Annotated in this window: 20 protein-coding genes; 17 read left to right on the top strand and 3 right to left on the bottom strand. The window is 64.7% G+C overall.

The window, feature by feature from the left end; translation table 11 throughout:
- The first annotated feature begins 51 nt into the window (after positions 1-51).
- Both E5X34_RS11010 and E5X34_RS11005 read left to right on the top strand, forming a co-directional pair.
- Entirely contained in the window at positions 52-177 is a 126-nt protein-coding gene (locus E5X34_RS11010; protein WP_292564078.1) for a hypothetical protein, read from the top strand.
- Between the two features lie 446 nt (positions 178-623).
- Positions 624-980 (top strand): hypothetical protein, encoded by a 357-nt coding sequence (locus E5X34_RS11005; RefSeq protein ID WP_292564076.1) that lies wholly within the window; start codon positions 624-626, stop codon positions 978-980.
- Between the two features lie 114 nt (positions 981-1,094).
- Here the strand turns inward: E5X34_RS11005 and E5X34_RS11000 are convergent, their stop codons facing one another.
- Entirely contained in the window at positions 1,095-2,207 is a 1,113-nt protein-coding gene (locus tag E5X34_RS11000; RefSeq protein WP_292564073.1) for a lactonase family protein, read from the bottom strand.
- 248 nt (positions 2,208-2,455) lie between these two features.
- Here E5X34_RS11000 and E5X34_RS10995 point away from each other — a divergent pair, with 248 nt between their 5' ends.
- The 8 genes from E5X34_RS10995 to E5X34_RS10960 are packed head-to-tail and all read left to right on the top strand — an operon-like array spanning position 2,456 to position 9,958.
- Complete coding sequence (locus E5X34_RS10995; protein WP_292564070.1) at positions 2,456-3,007, top strand: MaoC family dehydratase; 552 nt, start codon at positions 2,456-2,458, stop codon at positions 3,005-3,007.
- A gap of 3 nt (positions 3,008-3,010) precedes the next feature.
- The gene (locus tag E5X34_RS10990) at positions 3,011-4,171 is read left to right on the top strand and encodes a CaiB/BaiF CoA-transferase family protein (protein ID WP_292564067.1); all 1,161 of its coding nucleotides are present in this window, start codon (positions 3,011-3,013) and stop codon (positions 4,169-4,171) included.
- A gap of 14 nt (positions 4,172-4,185) precedes the next feature.
- Positions 4,186-5,313 carry an extracellular solute-binding protein gene (locus E5X34_RS10985; protein ID WP_292564182.1) on the top strand — a complete coding sequence of 376 codons (1,128 nt, stop codon included), beginning with the start codon at positions 4,186-4,188 and terminating at the stop codon, positions 5,311-5,313.
- A gap of 26 nt (positions 5,314-5,339) precedes the next feature.
- Positions 5,340-6,524 carry a substrate-binding domain-containing protein gene (locus E5X34_RS10980; protein ID WP_292564064.1) on the top strand — a complete coding sequence of 395 codons (1,185 nt, stop codon included), beginning with the start codon at positions 5,340-5,342 and terminating at the stop codon, positions 6,522-6,524.
- A gap of 57 nt (positions 6,525-6,581) precedes the next feature.
- Positions 6,582-7,319 (top strand): ATP-binding cassette domain-containing protein, encoded by a 738-nt coding sequence (locus E5X34_RS10975; protein WP_292564062.1) that lies wholly within the window; start codon positions 6,582-6,584, stop codon positions 7,317-7,319.
- Positions 7,312-8,049, top strand: a complete 738-nt coding sequence (locus tag E5X34_RS10970; RefSeq protein WP_292564059.1) for an ATP-binding cassette domain-containing protein — start codon at positions 7,312-7,314, stop codon at positions 8,047-8,049. The genes E5X34_RS10975 and E5X34_RS10970 overlap by 8 nt, the downstream gene beginning before the upstream one ends.
- Positions 8,046-8,987, top strand: a complete 942-nt coding sequence (locus E5X34_RS10965) for an ABC transporter permease (RefSeq protein ID WP_292564056.1) — start codon at positions 8,046-8,048, stop codon at positions 8,985-8,987. Before E5X34_RS10970 ends, E5X34_RS10965 begins: the two co-directional genes overlap by 4 nt.
- Positions 8,988-8,992: 5 nt before the next feature.
- A complete protein-coding gene (locus tag E5X34_RS10960) occupies positions 8,993-9,958 on the top strand; it encodes an ABC transporter permease (protein WP_292564053.1) in 966 nt (321 codons plus the stop codon).
- Positions 9,959-10,023: 65 nt separating this feature from the next.
- Here E5X34_RS10960 and E5X34_RS10955 read toward each other — a convergent pair whose 3' ends face one another.
- Together E5X34_RS10955 and E5X34_RS10950 are read right to left on the bottom strand one after the other, a co-directional pair.
- Positions 10,024-10,863 carry an amidohydrolase gene (locus tag E5X34_RS10955; RefSeq protein WP_292564050.1) on the bottom strand — a complete coding sequence of 280 codons (840 nt, stop codon included), beginning with the start codon at positions 10,861-10,863 and terminating at the stop codon, positions 10,024-10,026.
- 65 nt (positions 10,864-10,928) lie between these two features.
- A complete protein-coding gene (locus tag E5X34_RS10950) occupies positions 10,929-11,717 on the bottom strand; it encodes an IclR family transcriptional regulator (RefSeq protein ID WP_292564046.1) in 789 nt (262 codons plus the stop codon).
- 166 nt (positions 11,718-11,883) lie between these two features.
- Between E5X34_RS10950 and E5X34_RS10945 the strand changes: the two genes are divergently transcribed.
- The 7 genes from E5X34_RS10945 (at position 11,884) to E5X34_RS10915 (ending at position 18,709) form a co-directional block, all read left to right on the top strand.
- Entirely contained in the window at positions 11,884-13,200 is a 1,317-nt protein-coding gene (locus E5X34_RS10945) for an extracellular solute-binding protein (RefSeq protein ID WP_292564044.1), read from the top strand.
- A 119-nt stretch (positions 13,201-13,319) separates the two neighbouring features.
- Complete coding sequence (locus E5X34_RS10940; protein ID WP_292564041.1) at positions 13,320-14,216, top strand: sugar ABC transporter permease; 897 nt, start codon at positions 13,320-13,322, stop codon at positions 14,214-14,216.
- 2 nt (positions 14,217-14,218) lie between these two features.
- Entirely contained in the window at positions 14,219-15,085 is an 867-nt protein-coding gene (locus E5X34_RS10935; protein WP_292564038.1) for a carbohydrate ABC transporter permease, read from the top strand.
- A gap of 5 nt (positions 15,086-15,090) precedes the next feature.
- On the top strand, positions 15,091-16,188 hold the full coding sequence (ugpC, locus tag E5X34_RS10930; RefSeq protein WP_292564036.1) for a sn-glycerol-3-phosphate ABC transporter ATP-binding protein UgpC: 1,098 nt from the start codon (positions 15,091-15,093) through the stop codon (positions 16,186-16,188).
- A 2-nt stretch (positions 16,189-16,190) separates the two neighbouring features.
- Entirely contained in the window at positions 16,191-17,303 is a 1,113-nt protein-coding gene (locus E5X34_RS10925) for a mandelate racemase/muconate lactonizing enzyme family protein (protein ID WP_292564033.1), read from the top strand.
- 10 nt (positions 17,304-17,313) lie between these two features.
- The gene (locus E5X34_RS10920) at positions 17,314-17,643 is read left to right on the top strand and encodes an L-rhamnose mutarotase (protein ID WP_292564030.1); all 330 of its coding nucleotides are present in this window, start codon (positions 17,314-17,316) and stop codon (positions 17,641-17,643) included.
- Complete coding sequence (locus E5X34_RS10915; RefSeq protein WP_292564028.1) at positions 17,636-18,709, top strand: Gfo/Idh/MocA family oxidoreductase; 1,074 nt, start codon at positions 17,636-17,638, stop codon at positions 18,707-18,709. The genes E5X34_RS10920 and E5X34_RS10915 overlap by 8 nt, the downstream gene beginning before the upstream one ends.
- The last annotated feature ends 5 nt before the right edge of the window (positions 18,710-18,714 follow it).

Here is an 18,714-nt window from a genome sequence, read left to right as displayed (position 1 = left end):
CATTTTGGTATATTGAATCGGGAAGGTGTCGGCGCAACAGGTAACAACGTCATGCGCGTGCTGGTCCGGATTGCGGTGATGGTCGCAATATTGTTGGCGCTGCTGTATCTGGGGTTGTGGTATTCGACTGGCGAACAGGGCTTTCTGCTGATCCCCGGCGGCGCGCCGGCTCAATAGATGGAGTGTGCGCCTCGTGGGCGCGTTTGCTTGAAATGGCCCTGACATTTGAACTGGCCCTGACATTTGAACTGGCTTTGACATTCCAGGGATGAATTTCCCGCTGGGCCACGGCGTCCCCGCGATGACCTGCTCGCCCGATTGTTTGGCTCGGGTACAAGGAAGGTGCCCGAGGAAACCCCTATGCCGGCGACGGCAACTAGGCTAAGTGGCTTCCTGTCAGAGGGATGCTTATGAGAATTCCGGTTTTGGGTGGGAAACTGGCGCAGGGACGGGTTCGATCCGGACTGCTTGCGCGATCAAGCAGCCTCTTGCCGATGCTGGGCGTTGTGGCCGCGCTTGCCGCTTGCCAGTCGACCCCAGACACACAGCCCGTTGCTGGTTCGCAACCTGTTATTGACCCGCAACCCGCTCCGGCCGCTGCTCCGGCCTTGCCGAATTCGGCGGTGCTGGATCAGACGGTCGCGGTCGTTCCGCCCGCCAAGGGCGTTCCGGCGAGATACGCCGCCTTCTCCGGCATCTGGGCGGGGCAGCTCAACGGCATGTATGACGGCAAGCTCGCGGTGCTGACCGTATCCTCGGGCGGACAGGTGACGGTGAGCTATGCATGGGGCGATCTGGCCGACAACAAGCCGGGCGTTGCGGACGGTTCCGGCAGGATTTCCGGCAGCACATTGAAGCTCGGGCGCCTGCCGAACGGCGCCGACATCACCGCCACGATGCCGTCGCCGGGAACACTCAACGTCACCTACACGCTTGCCGGCCAGACCTATGCCGGCACGTTCGCCCGAGTCGGCCAGTAGGCAACGGCAGCCGTTAGAGCAATTCCAGGAAAAGTGTGAACGGTTTTCCGTCCGGAATTGCGTAAAAACAAGGAGATAGAGCGGTTCGCCGTTTCCGTGAAACGGTGAAACGCTCTAGAATTGAGCCGGGTCGCGCGTGATCCGCACGCACATCGGCGTTCCAATCTCGATGGCCTGCCCGGTGTCGGTCAGCCGGCCGCTTTGTTCGTCGCGGGCGAAGATCGAGATGCGGTCGGCATTCTGGTTGGCCGAAAACAGGTGTCGCCCCGACGGCGTCAGCGCCAGGTTGCGCGGAGTCGCGCCGCCGCAGGACGTGAAGTCTACCGTTTGGAGCTTTCCTGTCTGCTGGTCGACGGCGAAGATAGCGACGCTGTCATGGCCGCGGTTGGAGCCGTAGAGGAAGCGCCCGTCGGGCGAGATCTGGATGTCGGCGCAGTGATTGCGCGCGCGAGCCTCTTCAGGAACCGCCGGCTTGGTGTCGATCAACTCGAGTTTGCCGGAAGACGGCTCAAGCGCCAACGACACGACCGTCGAGTCCAGCTCGTTCATGACGAAGACGAAGCGGCCGTTCGGATGCAGCGCGACATGGCGCGGCCCGGCGCCGGGCGCGAGCGCCGCGGACGCGAGCTTCACCAGCGCACCGTCCGGCTCGATCCGGTAGGAGACCAATTGGTCGATGCCGAGATCGGCGACGATGGCCACGCCGCCCTGGATGGTCTCGGTGACGCTGTGCGCATGCGAGCGCTCCTGCCGCTCTGCATTGGGGCCGGTGCCGGAATGCGCGACGCTCGCCAGCGGCGCCGTCAGGCCGCCATCGGCCGTAAAGCCGAACACCGCGACCGCCTTGTCGGGGCCGCCGCTGCCCATGCCGTAATTCGCGACCAGAAGCTTGCTGCCGTCGCGGGTGATCGCGTTGTGGGCGGTGATGCTGCCGAGCGATGGCTGCTTGTTGAGATAGGCGAGCGAGTTGGTGGCGCGGTCGAAGCGATAGGCTGTGACCGTTCCCTCGCGCCAGGCGAAGACTTCCGAATTGGCATAGAGCAGCGTCCCGTCCGGCGTCACCGACAGGAAGGTCGGATTGTCGACCTCATTGGTCTCGGCAAGTTTTTGGATGGCAAGTGTTGCCTCGTCGAAGGCGTAGACGCCGAGGCCGATGCCGCGCGCGCCCTGGAAATAGGGCGCCTCGCGGTTGAGGCTGCCGACGAAAACAAGACAGGCGCTTTGCATCGATCTTCCTCCCTAAGCAGGTTCCGCAAAAGTGTCTTGCGGTTTTGCGACGAGAACCTGCCGGCGGCTCCTCCGCCTGTGCCGGCTTTGCAAAAATTTCGCCGATCGTCGCTTGCAAGGCAATCCCATATGTGAAAATATTATTCACAAAAGAAAATTGACGGGAGGAAAGCGATCATGCGTCTCGCCATCCGGCATCGTGCCCGGAACCGCCTTGCGGGCCGCGCCGAAAGCTCCCGGAGCACGGCATGAGCGCGTTCTCGCCGACCGTCGGCGTCGCCTCGACGCATCCGGCCGACATGCCTGAGGCGCATGCCGACATCCCCGTCTGGAATTCGGAAAATTGGTTCTACGAAGACTGGCAGCCCGGCCACAAAATCCGCTCGCTCCGCCGCACCATCGCCGAGGGCGAAAGCCATATGTTCAATGCGCTGGTGCTGGATATCCACCCCTATGTCCAGGACCAGATGTTCGCCGAGCGGGAAGGCATTTTCGGCAAGCGGCTGGTGGCCGGCGCCTTCGTCTTTTCGGCCGGACTCGGCCTCGTCGCCACCAACTGCGTCAACGCCTTTTCCTATGGCTATGACAAGCTCCGCTTCATCAAGCCGGTCTTCATCGGCGACACCATTTATTCGATCCGCACCAACCTCGACAAAAAGCCGCGCTATCACGACATGGGCCTGATCCGCGCCAGCTATGAAGTCTTCAAGGGTGAAGGAGAGCTCGTGCTCTACTGTGAGCATCTGCAGACGGTGAAATACAAGAACCCGGCCGATTTCGTCGGCAAGACCGAGAAGTGAACCGTGGCCGCTGACAAAGAACTTCCGCTCACCGGCCTCGTGGTCGTCGACATGAGCCAGTTCCTGTCGGGGCCTTACTGTTCGCTGCGCCTGCTCGACCTCGGCGCGCGCGTCATCAAGATCGAGCGGCCGGATGGCGGGGATCTCTCGCGCCGGCTCTATCTCAGCGATACCGAGATCGGCGGCGATTCCACCATCTTCCATGCCATCAACCGCGGCAAGGAGAGCCTGGCCATCGACCTCAAGAATGAGGCCGACCTCGCCGCGCTGCGCGGCCTGATCGCCAAGGCCGACGTGCTGATCCAGAATTTTCGGCCGGGCGTCATCGAGCGGCTCGGCCTCGATTACGAGCATGCCAGCACGATCAACCCGCGGCTCGTCTACGCGTCGATCAGCGGCTATGGCGAGGACGGCCCCTGGGTGAAGCGCCCAGGGCAGGATCTGCTCGCACAGGCGCGCTCCGGCGTGATGTGGCTGAACGGTGACGAGGAGCAGGGGCCGGTGCCGTTCGGCCTGGCGATCGCCGACATGCTGGCGGGCGCCGCCTGCGCGCAAGGCATCCTCGCCAAACTGGTGCGGCGCGGCATCACGGGTGAGGGCGGCCATGTCGAGACCAGCCTGCTCGAGGCGCTGGTCGATTTCCAGTTCGAGGTGCTGACCACGCATCTCAATGACGGCCGCCGCCTGCCGAAGCGCTCGTCCTTTCGCAGCGCCCACGCCTATCTCTCGGCGCCTTACGGCGTCTATCCGGCCAAGGACGGTTACCTGGCGATCGCCATGACGCCGATCCCCAAGATTGCCGATCTGCTCGAATTGCCCGAGCTCGACCCGTTCCGTGACAAGCCGGCGACCTGGTTCACCGCCCGCGACGAGATCAAGGCCATCATCGCCAGACGCATCGCCGAAAAAACCACCGACGAGTGGCTGGCCGTTCTCGAGCCCGCCGACATCTGGTGCGCCAAGGTGCTGACCTGGCCGGAGCTGATGGAAAACGACGGCTTCAAGGCGCTCGACATGCTGCAGACCGTGACGCGCGAGGACAATGTCTCGATCCTCACCACGCGTTCGCCGCTGCGCGTCGATGGCGCCCGCGCCAGAGTGGATAGGGCCGCGCCGCGCATCGGCGAGCACAGCGACAAGATCCGCGCGGAGTTCGGCCTGTGATCCGGTTGAAAGGCATGACTTGGAGCCATCCGCGCGGCTACGACCCGATGGTGGCGTGCTCGGCGCTGTGGCAGGAAAAGACCGGCGTCTCGATCGAATGGGAGAAACGCTCGCTGCAGGATTTCGAGTCCTTTCCGGTGGAAGAGCTGGCGCGGGCCTATGATCTGATCGTCATCGACCATCCGCATGTCGGCCAGATCACCGCCGAGAAATGCCTGGCGCCGCTCGATGTGCCGGGACACGAGGCGGAGCGCGAGGCGCTCGCGAGGGGAAGCGTCGGCAAATCCTACCCGAGCTACACCTGGCAAGGGCGGCAATGGGCATTCCCGATCGATGCGGCGACGCAGGTTCAGGCCTGGCGGCCCGATCGGATCGAAGCCGCGCCGGTGATCTGGACCGAAGTGCTGGCGCTTGCCGAGCAGGGCCGCGTGCTCCTGCCGCTCAGGCCGCCGCATTCGCTGATGTGCTTCTACACTTTGGCCGCCGAACTCGGCCGGCCCTGCACGGTCGACGGCTCGGTTGACCTCGTCGATGGCGAAACCGGCGAAACCGCCTTTGAGATGCTGAGCGAGATCGCGGCGCTCGTCGATCCCGCATGCCTGACGATGGACCCGATCGCGGTTTTCGAGAAAATGGCCGAGCCCGGCTCGCGCATCGCCTGCGCGCCGCTGATCTATGGCTATGTTCCCTATGCGGTGGTGGGTTTCCGGCCGCATCGCCTCGCCTTTGCCGACATGCCGGTCGTTGGCGGCAACGGGCCGGTCGGCTCGGCGCTCGGCGGCACAGGCATTGCCGTCTCCGCCTTCTCCGCCGCGCGCGAGGCGGCGATCGACTTTGCCTATTGGATCGCCAGCGGCGACGTGCAGCGCGGCCCTTACGCCGCCGCCGGCGGCCAGCCCGGCCATGCCGCGGCTTGGGAAGACGACGCCGTCAACGCCGCGACCGGCAATTTCTATCGCGCCACGCGCGCGACGCTCGAAGGCGCCTGGGTCCGCCCCCGCCATGACGGCTACATGGCGTTCCAGCAGCAGGCATCCGACCGCATCAATGAGGGCCTTGCCGGCAGACAGGACGCCCGCCGCGTCGTCGCCGACATCAATCGCCTTTTCCGGGAGAGTTTCGCGCCGGCCGCCGCCGGCTAGTTTCACTGCACCAAGGGAGGAAAATAATGACCAGCCTGATACGCGGCCTGCTCGCCGCAACCGCCATAGTCTCGATACCGTTCGCCGCCCACGCCGCCGACGTGAAGTCGGTGATCGACGGCCTGCCCGCCGACCTCAAGGCGCAATATGACGGCGCGCCGCAGAAAGTGCTGCCCTCGGCCTGGGATAATTTCGCGCCGCCGGCGAAGCCCTGGAAGTGGTGCCATTCGGAAAGCTACCAGGGCAATCCGTGGCGCGTCTCGGTCACCAAGGAGCTGAAGCGGCTGGTCGACGGCCTCATCGCCGACGGCACGGTGTCGAGCTTCGAGGTCTCGGATTCGAACAACGATCCAAGCCAGCAGATCAACCAGATCCGTGCCTTCATCGACAAGAAATGCTCGATCATCACCTCGATCCCGGGCTCGGCGACGGCGCTCGACGACGCGGTCGATGCGGCGGCCAAGGCGGGCATCCCCTTCATCACGGCGGCGGGTTCGATCACCAGCCCCAACGCCATCAATGTCGATTCCAACTATGCCCGCTGGGGCTATGACATGATGACGGCGATCGGCAAGGCGAAGCCCGATGCCAGCGTGCTGGTCGTCGAAGGCATCGCCGGACATCCGATCGTGGTCCAGGAAAAGCAGGGCGCCGACAAGGCGCTTGCCGAGAACAAGGGCCTCAAGGTTGCGCGCACCGTCAACGGCAATTGGACGGCCAACGTCACCAAGACGGTGGTGCTGCAGGCGATCGCCACCAATCCGGCGCCGATCGACGCGGTGTGGACGACCGGCAGCGAAAGCCGTGTCGTCGCCGAGGCCTTCGCCGAGGCCGGCCGCCCGGCGCCGCTGATCACCGGCTCGATCACCGGCGACGCGCTCGGCTACTGGAAGGCCAATCCGGACAAGTATCGCTTCGAGGGCCATGCCGTGCTGCCGGGCTGGACGGCGCAGACTTTGTTCCGAGTCGGCGAGCGCATGCTCGACGGCCAGAAGCCGAAGCTCAACACGCTGCTGATCCCGATCCCGCCGGTGCACGCCGCCGAGCTCGACAAATGGTACAAGGACTGCATGACGCCGGATGCCGTGTCGGTCTTCCCGGTGCCGCCGACCGACCCGATGCCCGAAAACGTGCTCGACGCCTATTTCAGCAATCCCGCCCCGACCAAGGGCTGGGATTATTCCAAGGTGCCGGACGCCTGCGCCAAGTGATGTCTTGCGAAGCCGGTTCTTCTTGAGGGACCGGCTTCACTATTCTCGGGAAGAAAAATGCTCGAAGTCCAAGGCGTCTCCAAACGCTACGGCGAAACCGTCGCGCTGGCCGAGGCATCGATCGCCTTCCGTCCCGGCACGATCCATACGATCCTGGGCGAGAACGGCTCGGGCAAGAGTACGCTGGTGAAGCTCTTGTCCGGCATCGTGCAGCCGGATGGCGGCGCGATCCTGCTCGACGGTAGACCGTTTTCCGGCACGCAGCCCGCCGCCTTCCAGGCTGCCGGCTTCGCCACCGTGTTCCAGGAGGTGCTGGTCGCGCCTGAACGTTCGGTGACCGACAACATCCTTCTCGGTCTCGACGGCCTATGGCGACGAGGCGTGCCGCGCGGCGAGCGGCGCGCCCGGGCGCAGGCCGCGCTCGGCCGCTTCGCGGTGACGCCGATCGATCTCGACCGGCCATGCGGCGAGCTGCCGCTTGCCGCAAGGCAGCTTATCGTGCTCGCCCGCGCGGTCATCCGCAACCCGCGTGTCCTGATCCTCGACGAGGTGACGGCGGCGCTCGACTTCGCCGACCGCGAGTCGGTCTTTTCGCTGATGCGCGCGATGGCTGGGGCGGGCACGCTGATCCTGTTCATCACGCACCGCATGGACGAGGTGATGGCTTTGTCCGACCGCATATCGATCCTGCGCGCCGGCCGTGTCGTGAAGACCGAGGAGCGCGGTGTATCCACTCCGGCCGAGCTTCTGGCGGCGATGGCGCCGCAAACGGCAGCGGAGCTGGCGCATGGCTGAGGCGAAGGCGCTTCACGTGCGGGGGCTGGTCATTGCGCCCGGTGTCGATCCGATCAGCCAGACCATCGCGCCGGGCGAAATCGTCGGTCTTGCCGGCCTCGACGGCCATGGCCAGGAACGTTTCCTGCGCGCGCTGGCCGGGCTTGATCGACCGGTCGCGGGCGAGATCGCCGTCGACGGCAAGGCCGGGTCAATCACCAGCTTCCGCAAGTCCGTCGCCGCCGGCATCGCCTATCTGCCGCGAGACCGCCGCTCGACCGGCATTTTCCCGACCCAGTCGGTGCTCGATAATTTCGCCATCTCCACGGTTTCGAACGACCGCCGCTTCGGCCTCTTGAGCTTCGCGGCGCGTCGCCGTCGCTACGAGACGTACAGGCAAAGGCTTAGCATCGTGACGCCACGTCCCCATGCGGCGATCACCACGCTGTCCGGCGGCAACCAGCAGAAGGTCCTGCTCGCCCGCGCCCTTGCGCTGGAGCCGAACTTCCTTCTGCTCAACGATCCGACGCGCGGCGTCGATGTGGCCACCCGGCACGTGCTCTACGACGTCTTCCGCGGCCTTGCCGCCGAGGGCATGGCCTTGGTGATCCTGTCCAGCGAGATCGAGGAGATACTGCTTCTGTGCCACCGCGTGCTGGTGTTCCGCGAGCAGCGCGTATCGGCCGAGTTCTCCGGCGCGGAGATGACCACCGACGCGGTGATCGCCGCCATGTTCGGACGCGCCGCATGAGCCCGGTCTTTCGCAAATTGCATGGCGTCGGCTTTGCGGTGGTGATGCTGGTCGTCCTCCTCCTGCTCAACGTCGCGCTCAATCCGGCGCGCTTTCAGCCGTCGTCCTGGGGCACGCTGCTCGGGCTGGCCGCTCCCCTGATCGGCGCGGCCGTCGCCTCCGCGCCGGTCATCCTGGCAGGGCGCGGCGGCATCGACATTTCCGTCGGCCCGCTGATGGGCTTCGTCAACGCCCTGGTCATCCAGATCCTGTTCCTCAACCTCGGCATCTCTTCGCCATGGATCGTCGTTCCCGCAGCGCTGTTGGTCGGGGCGACAGTTGGCGCCGCGAACGGCGTGCTTGCGACGATCGTTCGCATCCAGCCGATCGTGGCGACGCTCGGCACCTATCTGATCCTCACCGGCGTCACGCTCACCATCCTGCCGGCGCCGATCGGTCCGGCGCCGGACTGGCTGAAGGCCATGGCCGGGCCGCTCTCGATCGTGCCGCTGGCGCTGATCGCCCTGTGCTGGCTGCTTGTGCGCCGCACGCCCTATTACGACCTGCTGATGGCCGTTGGCAGCGACGACCGCGCCGCCTACACGGCCGGCGTGCCGGTGACGAAGGTGCGGCTCGTTGCCTATGTCCTGACCGGGCTCTTTGCCGCCGCCGCCGGGCTGATGCTGACCTCGCTGATCGGTTCGGCCGACCCCAATATCGGCCCTACCTACACGCTGATCGCGATCGCCGCCGTGGCGCTCGGCGGCGTCAGCCTCGCCGGCGGGCGCGGCGGTCTCGGCGGCGCCGCGATCGGCGCCATCGACATCTTCCTCCTGCAGAGCCTGCTCACCACCTTCAACGTTTCAACCTATGTGCTGCAGATCGCCTATGGCCTGATCCTCGTTGTCGCCGTGGTGCTGACGGCGGTGCAGGAACGGCTGTCGCGGCGGAAAGGCTGACCGGGATGACACGCAACTGGTTCCAGTCCACCAATGCCCGCATCGCCGGCGCGTTCGCGATGGCGCTGCTGCTGCAGATCGCCGGCACGCTGCTGATCCCGGGCTATTCGGCCCCTTTCGCCATCCGCGCGCTGCTGGTCATCGCCTCGCTGCTCGCGGTCGCCTCGATCGGCCAGACGCTGGTCGTCATCCTCGGCGGCATCGATCTGTCGATTCCCTTCGTCATCGGCTTTGCCAATGTCGTCGCGGCGCAGCTTTACGGCCATGGCTGGAACTTCGCCCTGGTCTGCGGTCTCGTCGGCATCCTTGCGATAGCGATCGGCGCGCTGAACGGGCTGATCTCGCGCGGGCTGAGCATCCATCCGCTCATCGTCACGCTGGGCATCGGCATGATCGTCCAGGGCGCCGTTCTGTTGTGGACCGGCGGCTTCCCCTCCGGCTCGGCGCCTGAAGCTGTGTCCAGCTTCGTCTCGATCGGCGGCTCGGTCGGGCCCTTGCCGGTGCCCCTGCTGGTGCCCAGCCTCGTCGTGCTGACGGCGCTGATCGTGCTGGTGCTCGCCCGCACGCCCTATGGGCGCCGCCTCTATGCAGTCGGCAGCAACCCCGAAGCAGCCCCGTTGGCGCTGATCGATCCGCTGCGCATGTGGATCGTCACCTATGCCGCGAGCGCCTTCTTCGCGGCTGTCGCCGGCGTGCTTTTGCTCGGCTTCACCGGCTCGGCCTATGGCGATGTCGGCCAACCCTATCTTTTCCAGACGATCGCTGCCGTCGTGGTCGGCGGCGCAGCGCTTGTCGGCGGGCGCGGCAGCTATCTCGGCACCATCGCCGGCGTGCTGGTGCTGACCGAAATCAACACGCTGCTGATCGGCCTGGGCTTCAGGCCGTCGACGGTGCAGGCCGCGCTTGGCCTGGTCATTCTATTGCTGGTCTCGCTCTACGGTCGCGAGCGCCATGTAAGCACGACGATCTAGGTGCAATTCCAGGAAAAGTGTGAAGCGGTTTTCCGTCCGGAATTGCATCAAAACAAGGAGAGCGACTATCCAAGCCGCCACAGCCGGCGCGCATTGCCCGAAAGCAGCCGCGTCCGCTCCGACTCGCTTGTGCCGACGAGCAGCGCATGCGTGGCGGCGATCCAGGTGGTCAGCCCGCCGCCCAGCGTGCAGACCGGCCAGTCGCTGCCCCAGATCACCCGATCCCAGCCGAACGAACTTATCGTGTGCTCGACATAAGGCTTGAGCGTCTCGACCGTCCAGGTGGCCGGATCGGCATAGGCGACGACGCCGGAGATCTTTCCGACCACGTTGGGCCGTTTGGCGATCGCTTCCATATGCTCGCGCCACGGATGCTCGGCATTGCCCTTGATGTCGGGCACGCCGCAATGGTCGAGCACGAACTGGACGTCGGGCGCGAGATCGGCAAGCGCCATCGCCTTCGGGACCTGATGCGGCAGCACCACCAGGTCGAAGGTCAGGCCGGTGCCGGCCAGCCGCTTGATGTTCTGGCGAAACAGCGCTCCTTCCGAGACATCGTCGGGCACGACATGCAGCACGCGGCGGAAGCCCTTGACGAACGGCTCGGCCTTGACTGTTTCCAGATAGGCCTCGAAACCGGCCTCCTCCGGCCGGCAGGCGGCGATCGCTCCGCGAAGCAGGCTCCCGGCTTGACCGGCGAGCGACTTCACGTAAGCGGTCTCGGCGCCGATGTCGGCAGGGTCGACATCGACCTCCATATGCAGCACGGCCTCGATGCCGGAACGCAACGCGTCGGTGGCGTATTCCTGATAGGAGAAATCGCGGTTCAGCGCCGGCACGCCGGCCAGCCACGGGTAGCGCAACGCAGCCTGGTCGATGAGGTGCAGATGCGTGTCGATGATCATGGCGGCGTCTCCTCCCTTTATGCCAGACAATATCCCGCCTAAAAATCCATTATTCAAATAAGAAATTAAGACGATTGCGGCACATCCGACCCTGCGAGCTGCGACAGCCGTGCGGCGGCGTCCTGCAAATGCCGAATCGTCAGCGTGATATCCGGCGCCGCAGGGGCGTTGACGAGCGTGATGTAGGGGATGGTCAGCGCCGCGATGGCCCTGCCGTCGGGTCCGAGCACCGGCGTCGAAAGATTGTAGACGCCGGCGGTCTGCAGCGATGCCATCATCTCGTAGCCGCGGTCGCGCACCTGGTCGAGGCGGGCGAAGAACTCCGGCGTCAAATTGAGTTGTTCGGTGCTCTGCAGATGCTCGGCGATCATCATCTTGCGCTCCTCCGGCGAGCGGAAGGCAAGCAGCACATGGCCGGAACCGGTGTCGAACAGGCTGATATGCGAGCCAACCCGGATCGAGATGCCCCAGTAGCGCGGCGCTTCCTGCTGCGCGATGACCACGGCGGCGCCGCGGTCGAACACCACCAATTGATTGGCCTGCCATGAGGTTTCGGCGAGATCGCGCATGATCGGCGTCGCGTAGGACACCAGCCGCCGCACCGGCGCGTGCAATTGCGCCAGCCCGAAAAGCTTGAGCGTCAGCGAATAGCGGTCGCCGTCGATCTTGGTGACATAGCCGCGCCGCACCAGGCGGTCGAGCATGCGGTAGAACTCGTTCGGGCTGCGGTCGAGCCGCTTGGCGATCTCCGCCTGGGTCAGCCCGCCGTCCACGCTCGCCAGCAGCTCGAGAATGTCCAGCCCTTTGTCCAGCGCCGGCGCGCGGTAGCGGTCCCCGTCTTCTTCCTCTGCCACCTGCCCCTCCAGTGAATTTCGATCTGCATATATGCATGAAGTTAGTTCCGCTGAAAGCACATTCGTCTTGACCCGGCAATGAAAATGCTATTTGCATATGAATGAAGCTTAAGCGATCGGCTGCGCATCCGGCCGGCCGTCGCCGTGAGCTGTGGGAGGAGAGAACATGACGAGACTGCTTCTAGGCCTTTCCGCCGGCCTGGCCGGCTTGCTGCTGAGCAGCACGGCATTTTCAGCCGATCTGCCCGGCAAATTTCCGGGCGTGACGATCGACGCGAAGCTGATCGGCGGCCAGCAATACGAGAAGCTCTACGAGCGCATTCCCGAATGGGAGAAGCTGACCGGCGCCAAGGTCAACATCCTGTCGAAGAAGAACCACTTCGACCTCGACAAGGAGATCAAGTCGGACATTGCCTCCAACTCGATCACCTGGTGCGTCGGCTCCAACCACACCTCGTTCGCGCCGCAATATCCGGGCATCTACACCGATCTCGCCAAGCTGCTGCCGAAGGAAGAGATCGACGCCTTCGTGCCGGCCAACATCGCCGCCGGAACGCTGGACGGCAAGCTGGTGATGCTGCCGCGCGCCCAGTTCGACGTCTCGGCGCTCTACTACCAGAAGAGCCTCTATCAGGACGAAGCCAAGAAGAAGGCCTACAAGGACAAATATGGCGAGGAGCTCGCTCCGCCGGACACGTTCGACGAGATGGCGCAGCAGGCCGAATTCTTCGCCAGCCCGCCTGACTTCTACGGCACGCAATATGCCGGCAAGGAAGAGGCGATCAACGGCCGCTTCTACGAGATGGTGATCGCCGATGGCGGCGAATATCTCGACAAGGACGGCAAGCCCGCCTTCAACTCCGAGGCCGGCGTCAAGGCGCTCGACTGGTTCGTCAACCTCTACAAGGCCAAGGCCGTGCCGGCCGGCACCACCAACTATCTGTGGGACGATCTTGGACAGGGCTTTGCTTCCGGCACCGTGGCGATCAACCTCGACTGGCCGGGCTGGGCCGGTTTCTTCAACGACCCCAAGTCGTCCAAGGTCGCCGGCAATGTCGGCGTCAAGGTCCAGCCCAAGGGCTCGTCCGGCAAGCGTTCAGGCTGGTCCGGCGCGCATGGCTTCTCGGTGACCGAGAACTGCGCCAACAAGGAAGCCGCCGCCTCGCTGGTCTGGTGGCTGACCAATGAGGACAGCCAGAAGCTGGAAGCCGCGGCCGGCCCGCTGCCCACCCGAACCAAGGTTTGGGAATGGGATCTCGAGCAGGCGAAGTCCGATCCGTACAAGACCGAAGTGCTGCAGGCCTTCCAGGAGGCCGCCAAGAACGCCTTCCCCGTGCCGCAGACGCCGGAATGGATCGAGATATCCAACGCCGTCTATCCCGAGCTGCAGGCCGCCATCCTCGGCGACAAGACGTCGAAGCAGGCGCTCGACGACGCTGCTGCCAAGGCAACGCAAATCCTCCAGGACGCGGGCAAGCTCTAGGCAGCCGCATCCCGCAGCCGCCTCCCTGCGACCGGGGAGGCGGCTGCGTAGCCTCGCAAAATGTGCCGTCCTCGGTTTCGGCCGCGGCTGGATCATTTCACCTCGCTGACAGGGTCCCAATGAAGGGCTTCAAGCCATCCGCGCCGATTCTCCTGCTGCTGCCGGCCTTCGTCGTGCTGGCGGCGGTGGTGCTCGTGCCGCTGCTTCTGTCGCTCTATTCCAGCTTCACGCCCTTCCGCCTGACCCGGCCCGAGACTTTCTTCGTGCTGATCGGCTTCCGGAACTACATCTTGATCCTGAGCAATCCGGACTTCTGGTGGGCCTTCGGTCGCACCGTTCTCTTGCTCACCATCGCGCTCAATCTCGAAATGCTGCTCGGCCTCGGCCTGGCCATGCTGGTCGAGAAGGCGACGCGCGGCCAGCGCATCCTGCGCACGCTGATGATGTTCCCGATGATGTTCTCGCCGATCCTGGTCGGCTTCCAGTTCAAATTCATGTTCAACGACAATATCGGCCTGGTGAACAACGCGCTGCAGTCGCTGGGGATCACCCAAGACGCCATCCCGTGGCTGATCGAAAGCCACCTCGCCTTCACCGCCATCACCATAGCGGAAGTCTGGTCGTCGACCTCGATCTTCGCCATCCTGATCCTGGCCGGCCTGCTCGCCATGCCCAAGGAGCCGATCGAGGCGGCGCGCGTCGATGGCTGCACGCCCTGGCAGACCTTCCGCTATGTGACCTGGCCCTTCGTCATGCCCTTCGCCTATATCGCCATGACGATCCGCTCGCTCGATGTCGCGCGCGCCTATGACATCGTCAAGATCATGACCGATGGCGGTCCGGCCGGCCGCACCGAGCTGTTGTGGACGCTGGTCGGGCGCACCGCCTACAGCGATGCGCGCATGGGGCTGGCCAACGCCATGGCCTATTTCTCGATCCTGCTGTCGATCGCCTTCACGGTGTATTTCTACAACAAGCTCGCCGCGGCGCGCGCGCAGATCGGCGCGGAGTGGTGACGATGGACGAGAACGCTTCCGCCCGCCTCGCACGCCGCGCGCTGACCGTCGCGCATCGTGTCGGCCTCTTCCTGGCCATGCTCTTGATCTGCCTGCCGGGCATCTGGATCGTGCTGTCGTCGCTGAGGCCCACTGTCGAGATCATGGCCAAGCCGCCGGTCTGGATCCCGCAAGAGCTATCCTTCGACGCCTATGTCGCCATGTTCAGCGGCATCGGCAAAGGCGGCATTCCGGTACTCGACTATTTCCGCAACTCGCTGATCATCTCGGTCACCTCGACGGTGATCGCGGTCGCCATCGGCATGGCCGGCGGCTATGCCTTCGCGCGCTATCGCTTCCGTGGCAAGTCGGGCATGTTCCTCGGCCTGATGCTGACCCGTACCGTGCCCGGCATCGCCATGTCGCTGCCGCTCTTCTTCGTCTATGCGCGGCTCGGCATCATCGACACGCATTTCGGCATGATCCTCGCTTATGTGGCGCTGAACATCCCCTTCACCATCTGGCTCATCGACGGCTTTTTCCGCCAGGTGCCGAAGGACCTCGCCGAAGCAGCCCAGATCGACGGCTGCACGCGCTGGCAGGCCTTCTGGCAGGTCGAGTTTCCGCTGGCGCGTCCCGGCATCGCCTCGGCCGCGATCTTCGCCTTCCTCACCTGCTGGAACGAGTTCGCGCTGGCCTCGCAGCTGACCCGTTCGGTCAACTCCAAGACGCTGCCCGTCGGGCTGCTCGACTACACGGCCGAGTTCACCATCGACTGGCGCGGCATGTGCGCGCTGGCCGTGGTGATGATCATCCCGGCGCTGACCCTCACCTACATCGTCCAGAAACACCTCGTCGGCGGCCTAACCTCCGGCGCGGTGAAAGGTTGAACTTCATGGCAACGGTTTCGCTGAAAAAGCTCACCAAGCGTTATGGCAATATGGAGATCGTGCACGGTATCGATCTCGACATCGCCGACCGCGAGTTCATCGCGCTGGTCGGCCCGTCGGGTTGCGGCAAGTCGACGACCTTGCGCATGATCGCCGGCCTCGAGGATATCAGCGGTGGCAACATCGACATCGGCGGCCGCGTGGTCAACGACTTGCCGCCGCGCTCGCGCAACATCTCGATGGTGTTCCAGTCCTACGCGCTCTATCCGCATATGACGGTGCGCGAGAATCTCGGCTTCTCGCTGAAGATCGCGGGCGCCGCCAAGGACGACATGGACCGACGGGTGGCGGAAGCCTCCGCCATTCTCGGCCTCGACGACCTGCTGGAGCGCCGGCCTTCGCAGCTTTCCGGCGGCCAGCGTCAGCGCGTCGCCATGGGCCGCGCCATCGTGCGCGATCCGGATGTGTTCCTGTTCGACGAGCCGCTCTCCAATCTCGACGCCAAGCTCAGGACGCAGATGCGTACCGAGATCAAGAAGCTGCACGCCAAGGTGAATTCGACGGTGATCTATGTCACCCACGACCAGGTCGAGGCGATGACGCTTGCCGACCGCATCGTCATCATGCGCTCCGGCCATATCGAGCAGGTCGGCACGCCGGACGAGGTGTTCAGCCGTCCCGCCACCCGTTTCGTCGCCGGCTTCATCGGCTCGCCGCCGATGAATTTGCACGAGGCGACCGTCAGCGACGGCAGGCTGGTATTCAGCGGCGGCGATAGCCTGCCTTTGCCCGGCCAGTTCAAATCGAAGACAGCGGCCGGCGACAAGGTCGTGTTCGGCATCCGCCCGGATGATTTCTATCCCACCGGCCACGGCCTGAGCTCGGGCGGCGAAACCGAAGTCCACCGCGTGGATCTGCCGGTCAGCATCACCGAGCCGCTCGGCAACGAAACACTGGTCTTCGCCGAGTTCAACGGCGCCGACTGGATCTCGCGCATGCTCAACCCCAGGCCGCTGAAAGCCGGCGACAGGATCGGCATGAGCTTCGACCTGAGCCGCGCGCATCTGTTTTCCGCCGAAACCGGCAAGTCGCTGAGGAGCTGAGCATGGCGAAAATCGAGAAGATCGAACTGCGCATGGTCGACCTCGTGCCGAAGGTGAAGCGCACGGACGCCATCCAGAGTTTCGTCAGCCAGGAGACGCCGATCGTCACCATCACCGATTCCGACGGCGCGACCGGCACCGGCTACAGCTACACGATCGGCACCGGCGGCTCGTCGGTGATGCGGCTTCTCGCCGGCCATCTCGCGCCGCGCCTGATCGGCCGCGACGCCGACCAGATCGAGGCGATCTGGCACGATCTCGAATTCACCACCCACGCCACCACCATCGGCGCCATCACCGCCATTGCGCTGGCCGCGATCGACACAGCACTTTGGGATCTGCGCGCCAGGAAGCAGAGCTTGCCGCTCTGGAAGCTCGCCGGCGGCGCCAAGGACCGCTGCCCGCTCTACACCACGGAAGGCGGCTGGCTGCATATCGAGACGCAGGCTTTGGTCGACGACGCGCTGGAGGCGAAGGCCAAGGGCTTTACCGGCTCGAAGGTCAAGATCGGCAAGCCGCATGGCTCGGAGGACTTTTCGCGGCTGTCGGCGGTGCGCAAGGCGGTCGGCGAAGGCTACGAGATCATGACCGACTGCAACCAGGGTTTTTCCGTCGACGAAGCGATCCGACGCGCCGAGCGGCTGCGCGATCTCGACCTCGCCTGGATCGAGGAGCCGCTGCCGGCCGACGACATAGACGGCCATGTGCGGCTGTCGAATTCGACCGCGACGCCGATCGCCGTCGGCGAGTCGCTCTATTCGATCAGGCATTTTCGCGAGTACATGCAGAAAGGCGGCGCCAACATCATGCAGGTCGATGTCGGCCGTATCGGCGGAATCACGCCATGGCTGAAAGTGGCCCATGCGGCGGAGGCCTTCGACATGCCGGTCTGCCCGCATTTCCTGATGGAGTTGCATGTCAGCCTGGTCTGCGCCATCCAGAACGGCAAATATGTCGAATATATTCCGCAGCTCGATGAGTTGACGGGCGCCAAGATGCGCATCGAGGATGGCCATGCGCTGGCGCCCGGCGAGCCGGGCATCGGCATCGACTGGGACTGGGACGCGGTCAAGGCTAGAAGCATCGCCGAATTCACCACGGCGATCGTGAAATAGGGAGGCGGATATGCAGCGTATGGGCATGGTGCTCGGATTGAAACCCGAGAAGGTCGAGGAATATGTCCGGCTCCATGCCGCCGTCTGGCCCGACGTGCTGACCATGATCTCGGCCTGCAACATCAAGAACTACTCGATCTACCTGAAGCGGCCGGAGAACCTGCTGTTCTCCTATTTCGAATATCACGGCACCGACTACGCCGCCGACATGGCCAAGATGGCGGCCGACCCGAAGACGCAGGAATGGTGGGCGGTCTGCATGCCCTGCCAGGAGCCGCTGGAAACCCGCAAGGAGGGCGAGTGGTGGGCGACGATGGACGAGGTCTTCCATCATGACTGATGCCTTCGATCCGGCATCGCTGACGCAGTCCTGGCCGAAGCCTTCTAAGCCGCGTCCGATCGTCACCTTCGGCGCCGGTTCGATCGTCGGCGACGCGCATTTTCCGGCCTACCGCAAGGGCGGCTTCCCTATTTCCGGCCTCTACGATCCGGACCAGGCGAAGGCGCAGAAGCTCGCCGACAAATGGGGTGTGACGGCGTTTCGTTCGGTCGAGGAGGCAGCGGCGGTTAAGGACGCGATCTTCGATCTCGCGACCCCGCCGGGCCGGCACGCCGAGGTGCTGAAGGCGCTGCCCGACGGCGCGGTGGCGCTGATCCAGAAGCCGATGGGCAATTATCTCGGCGAGGCGACGGAAATCCTTGAAATCTGCCGCGCCAAGCAACTGAAGGCCGCGGTCAACTTCCAGCTCCGCTTCGCGCCGATGATGCTGGCGCTCAAGGACGCCATCGCCCGTGGATGGCTGGGCGAGGTCGTCGACTTCGACGCGCTTCTGGCGCTCGACACGCCTTGGCAGCTCTGGGAATTCCTGCTCAAGGCGCCGCGCGTCGAGATCGCCATGCATTCGATCCATTATCTCGACCTGATCCGCCAGCTTCTCGGCAATCCGCTGGGCGTGCATGCCAAGACGCTCGGCCATCCCAACCACAAGGTCGCGCAGACCCGCACCAGCGCCATCCTCGACTATGGTGACACGGTGCGCTGCGGGCTGTCGATCAACCACGATCACAAATTCGGCCGACGGCACCAGGCCTGCGAGTTCCGCATCTGCGGCACCGAGGGCGCGGCCTATGTCAAGCTCGGCCTCAACCTCGACTATCCGCGCGGCGAGCCGGACATCCTGGAAATCCATCCCAAGGGCGGATCGGAGTGGGTCACCGTCCCGCTCGTCGGCGAATGGTTCCCCGATGCCTTTGTCGGCCGCATGGCCAATGTCCAGCGCTTCGCGTCCGGCGAGGACGCGGAACTCGTCAGCTCCGTCGAGGACGCCTGGCACACCATGGCGCTGGTCGAAGCCGCCTATAAATCGAGCGCCGCGCCGGCGACGCCGCTGGCCACGAAGCCGTAAGGCCG

The organism is Mesorhizobium sp. (assembly GCF_004963255.1).
Taxonomy (GTDB): Bacteria; Pseudomonadota; Alphaproteobacteria; order Rhizobiales; family Rhizobiaceae; genus Mesorhizobium.
Note: the sequence above shows the minus strand (reverse complement) of the source record. Positions and strands in the feature narration are given on the sequence as shown.

What these genes read in the sequence shown, in the direction of transcription:
- E5X34_RS11010 (WP_292564078.1), top strand. Translation starts at nt 52, where the DNA reads ATGCGCGTGCTGGTCCGGATTGCGGTGATGGTCGCAATATTGTTGGCG.
- E5X34_RS11000 (WP_292564073.1), bottom strand. Translation starts at nt 2,207, where the DNA reads ATGCAAAGCGCCTGTCTTGTTTTCGTCGGCAGCCTCAACCGCGAGGCG.
- E5X34_RS10995 (WP_292564070.1), top strand. Translation starts at nt 2,456, where the DNA reads ATGAGCGCGTTCTCGCCGACCGTCGGCGTCGCCTCGACGCATCCGGCC.
- E5X34_RS10985 (WP_292564182.1), top strand. Translation starts at nt 4,186, where the DNA reads ATGACTTGGAGCCATCCGCGCGGCTACGACCCGATGGTGGCGTGCTCG.
- E5X34_RS10980 (WP_292564064.1), top strand. Translation starts at nt 5,340, where the DNA reads ATGACCAGCCTGATACGCGGCCTGCTCGCCGCAACCGCCATAGTCTCG.
- E5X34_RS10975 (WP_292564062.1), top strand. Translation starts at nt 6,582, where the DNA reads ATGCTCGAAGTCCAAGGCGTCTCCAAACGCTACGGCGAAACCGTCGCG.
- E5X34_RS10970 (WP_292564059.1), top strand. Translation starts at nt 7,312, where the DNA reads ATGGCTGAGGCGAAGGCGCTTCACGTGCGGGGGCTGGTCATTGCGCCC.
- E5X34_RS10965 (WP_292564056.1), top strand. Translation starts at nt 8,046, where the DNA reads ATGAGCCCGGTCTTTCGCAAATTGCATGGCGTCGGCTTTGCGGTGGTG.
- E5X34_RS10960 (WP_292564053.1), top strand. Translation starts at nt 8,993, where the DNA reads ATGACACGCAACTGGTTCCAGTCCACCAATGCCCGCATCGCCGGCGCG.
- E5X34_RS10955 (WP_292564050.1), bottom strand. Translation starts at nt 10,863, where the DNA reads ATGATCATCGACACGCATCTGCACCTCATCGACCAGGCTGCGTTGCGC.
- E5X34_RS10945 (WP_292564044.1), top strand. Translation starts at nt 11,884, where the DNA reads ATGACGAGACTGCTTCTAGGCCTTTCCGCCGGCCTGGCCGGCTTGCTG.
- E5X34_RS10940 (WP_292564041.1), top strand. Translation starts at nt 13,320, where the DNA reads ATGAAGGGCTTCAAGCCATCCGCGCCGATTCTCCTGCTGCTGCCGGCC.
- E5X34_RS10935 (WP_292564038.1), top strand. Translation starts at nt 14,219, where the DNA reads ATGGACGAGAACGCTTCCGCCCGCCTCGCACGCCGCGCGCTGACCGTC.
- ugpC (WP_292564036.1), top strand. Translation starts at nt 15,091, where the DNA reads ATGGCAACGGTTTCGCTGAAAAAGCTCACCAAGCGTTATGGCAATATG.
- E5X34_RS10925 (WP_292564033.1), top strand. Translation starts at nt 16,191, where the DNA reads ATGGCGAAAATCGAGAAGATCGAACTGCGCATGGTCGACCTCGTGCCG.
- E5X34_RS10920 (WP_292564030.1), top strand. Translation starts at nt 17,314, where the DNA reads ATGCAGCGTATGGGCATGGTGCTCGGATTGAAACCCGAGAAGGTCGAG.
- E5X34_RS10915 (WP_292564028.1), top strand. Translation starts at nt 17,636, where the DNA reads ATGACTGATGCCTTCGATCCGGCATCGCTGACGCAGTCCTGGCCGAAG.